Source organism: Halomonas sp. (assembly GCF_041689495.1).
Classification (GTDB): Bacteria; Pseudomonadota; Gammaproteobacteria; order Pseudomonadales; family Halomonadaceae; genus Halomonas.
In genome coordinates this window covers 1-3,685 of sequence record NZ_JBDNGD010000443.1, presented here as the reverse complement: position 1 = coordinate 3,685, position 3,685 = coordinate 1, and the positions used below count along the sequence as shown (strand labels likewise).

Sequence of the window (3,685 nt, the reverse complement as noted above, 5' to 3'; positions counted from 1 at the left end):
TGAAGTTGGGCCAGACGTAGACAGAGGCAGCCAGCAGCCCGAAGACGATCTGCAGCGCGAAGAGCGCCATGGCCACCATGAAGAATGGCAGCGCCACCTTCTGGGTTTCGTATTTCATCGGTGTCGTTCTCCTTGATTCATCCACCCGGATTCAGGTTACCCACGGCTCAGCCGGCGGGAGTCGGCGGCCAGCCCTGAGCATCGATGCCGTCAGTCCACTCCAGGAAGTCGATCAGCGCCTGCATCTCCTCCTCACTGAAGTCGTAGGCCGGCATCTGTCGGCGTCCCTCGGCACCCAGCGGCTGGGCTCGGATCCAGGCGGCGAGACCCGCCCTGGCCGCGTCCGGATTCTGGTGTCCCCCGTAGCGCTCCCAGACATTGCCCAGCTCCGGCGCGAAGTAGGCGCCCTCGCCCAGGATGCTGTGGCAGTTGATGCACATGTTCTTTTCCCACACTTCCTTGCCGTGCTTGACGGACTCGGTAAGCCCCTCGCTGTCGGTGGAAACGTTGACCATGTACCAGTGGCTGTGGGCCGTCAGTGCGGCAAACAGCAGAAAGAAGAACAGCGACCCGCCGTAGAAGATGTTGCGGGCCGCCGACTTGGTGAGACCGTCGGCCATGGACCATACCCCCTTGCTAGTCTTGTTAATTTTTCGACCGGCGCCGAAAGATTTTATTAGTAAGATCTATATATAATGCTGCTTTATGGTAGCAGAACTCTTTCCACTCTTGTCTTGACGAAGATCAAGTCAGAGTGGACGAAGTGTCACACCGCGTAACTTGGAGCGGCCCCACGGCCATCGCTGACGTCTCGTGCCACCTGCGTCACGCCAGCCAGGAAAGCGGGCTGTGGCGGATCGCCGTGCCCAGCATGTAGGCGAAGGTGGCCACCGCGGCCAGGGCGGCAATAGCGCGCACCACTGGCGTCCTGCCACGCTTGATCGCCACGGTGCCCAGGCTGATATAGGCCAGCAGGGCGATCAGCTTGGCGGCCAGCCAGGGATGCTGGTGGGGCCAGAAGGAGAGCATCACCATCAGCACCACGCCCAGCACCAGCAGGGTGGTATCGATGACGTGAGGCGCTACCTTCACCCACCGCCGCTGCAGGGTCGGCGACTCGCGCACCGACCACCAGGCCCTCAGCACGAAGAAGAGGAGGCTCAGGGCGGCGGCGGTGATATGCAGGTGCTTGATCAGGACATAGTGTTCGGTCATGGCGCGCTCCCCCGGCCGTGCCTATCCGTCCTGGCCGTCGGCCCGAGCCGACAGCAGCGGCCCCGTATAGTGAAACAGGAAGATAGCGTAGGCCAGGCACCAGAAGATGATGCCCAGGTTATAGGTCCAGTGGGTGATCTGCGGGAAGAGCGCCAGCACCGGCGAGCGCAGCAGGGCCGCGGCCACCATCAGCCCCAGGGCCACCCCGATGCCCGGCAGGGTGCGGATGGGGCGCGCGGTATGGCCCAGCGAGACCCGCGACATCATCGTCAGCATCATGGTGCCCATGCCGCCGATGGTCAGGGCGTGTACCGCCAGCTCGGCCCGGAAGGTCCCCAGCGCCGCCAGGGCCCACATGGCCAGCCCCGCTGGGATGAAGGCATAGCTGGCGTGCAGGCCCCAGAGCAGCGGCTCGCGCCAGCTGTAGAGGCCACCCCAGCGGCTCAGGCGCACGGCATTGGCCAGGGCAGCCAGACCCATGAGGGCGGCCATCAGCGCGCTGGGCAGCGCCGCGCCGAGCATCACCAGCAGCTGGCCCAGCACCACCGCCATGACGCTGCCGAGGCTCAGGTACTCGAGGGCGGGGATCGGCGCCTTGCGCGGCCGTCCCAGGCGATTGGCGGTGAACATGGCGATCACCCGGCCGCCCACCACCACCATCAGCAGGGTGACCAGCAGCACCGCCAGGTAGGCGGCCTGGCGGATCAGCTCGGTGTCGCCGTTCATCACGCCCAGGTGCATGCCCAGGTTGGCGATGGTGAGCAGGGCCAGCGCCGGCAGGAAGACCAGATTGCGCCAGCGCCTCGCGGCGATCACCAGCCGGGCCATGACCCCCGCCACCGCCGGCAGGAACGCCAGGTCGACGAGCATCGGCAGCCAGGCCGGCAGCCCCAGCGGAAAGGCCATCAGCACCCGCCCCGCCAGCCAGACCCCGACCAGGGCCAGCAGCGCCCCTCCCTTGATGCTGGGCAGCCCGGTCCAGTTCTGCACCGCGGTAAGCAGGAAGCCGGCCATCACCGCGGCGGCGAAGCCGAACAGCATCTCGTGCTGGTGCCAGAACATCAGGCCGCCATAGGGCCGCAGCAGGATAAGGCCATGCCAGAAGGCGAACCACACCCCCATGGAGAGCACGCTGAACAGCGCGGCCAGCAGGAAGAAGGGCCGGAAGGCCAGGCGCGCCAGGGGCAGGCGCGTCGGGGAGAGCGTGGTAGCGACCATGGCGAATACTCGACTATAACGCTTGGATATGGACATTGTGCGTCGTCCCTGGCCAGGAAACCATGACAGGTATCAAGAATACTTCTTACTGCTGCTCGGCCAGCTGGCGGAACAGCTCGGCCTCCTCAGGGATCTCTGCCAACTCGGCGCGCAGCCGGTTCATGTCCTTGAGCATTTTCCGGCACGAACGCCGATAGGCCAGGGTGGCATCCTCGGAGATGTTGAACATGACGATACCTCCCATGAATCAACAGGTAGCCGCCAGTCGCGTCACTCCCGCCAGTAGTCGTTGGCCGCGGCCACGGTTTGGAAGTGGGTGGCAATCACGTGTGATACCGCGATCAGACTATCCGGGTCTTCGGCATACTCAGGCCGGAGCGCCTTGCGGGTTTCGGCATCGGTCTGGGTAGTCGCGACCCCCTTCTGGGAAAGCGTCACCGCCAGGGCGAAGCCCTCTTGGGGCGTCTCGGTGATCAGGCTCGGCAGCCAGGCATCGGAGGAAGTCTCCTCGCCGTGGTCATCTGCCGTAGCGGTGCTGCCCAGCACGAGCGAAACAGCCAGCAGCATTGCAGCTGCAACCTTGCCTGATGCGGGAGTTCGAAAGATGGGCGACATGATGGCCTCCTGAACTTTAAAGATGCATAGTTATTGCATCTTTAAAGATAGGCAATGTCACCCACTCGTCAAGTCAGGGCCGCACTATGGCCGAGGATATCGCCTCCACCTCGCCGTCGGCGGGCATGCGATCCACCAGGCCCTCGGCGATGGCCTCGTGATCCTCGAGCACGCGCATCATATCCGCGTGGCGGAAGGGGGATCACTACAGGATGTACCTCGATGCGCCGGCAATCATCCCGGCTCGGGCGGCGCTCCCCCAGCTCCACCACCTGTGCCTCGCTCTGGATGCGGTTGACCGCCGCCTGGAACTGCGATGCCGTGGTATAGGAGGTGTAGCGCGGCCCCGGGCGGTCGTACTTCTCGACCAGGGGGCGGATGAACGGCAGGGTATCTTGCATGAGCGAATCGCGCCTCTTGAACCGTAAGGCGGCGGCCGTGGCCGTCACCGTTTAGGCAATTATACCAGCCTCGACCGGGCGCGTCGGTACCCTTCAAGGGGTAGCTGATCCAGGTCAAGTCGCGGCAGGGGGACGCCGCGGCACCTGCTGCCCCCGGTGGCGCCAGAGCACCAGCCGCCACGCCACCAGCAGCCAGGCCAGGGTGCCGAGCGCTCCCACGGTGATCGCATGGAGCC

General features: G+C 64.9%; 6 protein-coding genes. All 6 read right to left on the bottom strand.

Features of this window, described 5'->3' with window-relative positions:
- Positions 1-167 precede the first annotated feature (167 nt).
- The 6 genes from ACESMD_RS13720 to ACESMD_RS13695 all read right to left on the bottom strand — a co-directional run bounded on the left by ACESMD_RS13720 (position 168) and on the right by ACESMD_RS13695 (position 3,449).
- Positions 168-620, bottom strand: a complete 453-nt coding sequence (locus ACESMD_RS13720; protein WP_372614080.1) for a c-type cytochrome — start codon at positions 618-620, stop codon at positions 168-170.
- A 205-nt stretch (positions 621-825) separates the two neighbouring features.
- The gene (locus ACESMD_RS13715) at positions 826-1,215 is read right to left on the bottom strand and encodes a SirB2 family protein (RefSeq protein WP_372614078.1); all 390 of its coding nucleotides are present in this window, start codon (positions 1,213-1,215) and stop codon (positions 826-828) included.
- A 21-nt stretch (positions 1,216-1,236) separates the two neighbouring features.
- Positions 1,237-2,433, bottom strand: coding sequence for an NnrS family protein (locus ACESMD_RS13710; protein WP_372614082.1), 1,197 nt, complete (start codon positions 2,431-2,433; stop codon positions 1,237-1,239).
- An 85-nt stretch (positions 2,434-2,518) separates the two neighbouring features.
- A complete protein-coding gene (locus ACESMD_RS13705; RefSeq protein WP_372614076.1) occupies positions 2,519-2,662 on the bottom strand; it encodes a hypothetical protein in 144 nt (47 codons plus the stop codon).
- A 41-nt stretch (positions 2,663-2,703) separates the two neighbouring features.
- Positions 2,704-3,048, bottom strand: a complete 345-nt coding sequence (locus ACESMD_RS13700) for a hexameric tyrosine-coordinated heme protein (protein ID WP_372614074.1) — start codon at positions 3,046-3,048, stop codon at positions 2,704-2,706.
- A 68-nt stretch (positions 3,049-3,116) separates the two neighbouring features.
- Entirely contained in the window at positions 3,117-3,449 is a 333-nt protein-coding gene (locus ACESMD_RS13695; protein ID WP_372614072.1) for a hypothetical protein, read from the bottom strand.
- Between the last annotated feature and the right edge of the window lie 236 nt (positions 3,450-3,685).

Coding starts and splice junctions, on each gene's coding strand:
- ACESMD_RS13720 (WP_372614080.1), bottom strand. CDS start 620: ATGGCCGACGGTCTCACCAAGTCGGCGGCCCGCAACATCTTCTACGGC.
- ACESMD_RS13700 (WP_372614074.1), bottom strand. CDS start 3,048: ATGTCGCCCATCTTTCGAACTCCCGCATCAGGCAAGGTTGCAGCTGCA.
- ACESMD_RS13710 (WP_372614082.1), bottom strand. CDS start 2,433: ATGGTCGCTACCACGCTCTCCCCGACGCGCCTGCCCCTGGCGCGCCTG.
- ACESMD_RS13695 (WP_372614072.1), bottom strand. CDS start 3,449: ATGCAAGATACCCTGCCGTTCATCCGCCCCCTGGTCGAGAAGTACGAC.
- ACESMD_RS13705 (WP_372614076.1), bottom strand. CDS start 2,662: ATGTTCAACATCTCCGAGGATGCCACCCTGGCCTATCGGCGTTCGTGC.
- ACESMD_RS13715 (WP_372614078.1), bottom strand. CDS start 1,215: ATGACCGAACACTATGTCCTGATCAAGCACCTGCATATCACCGCCGCC.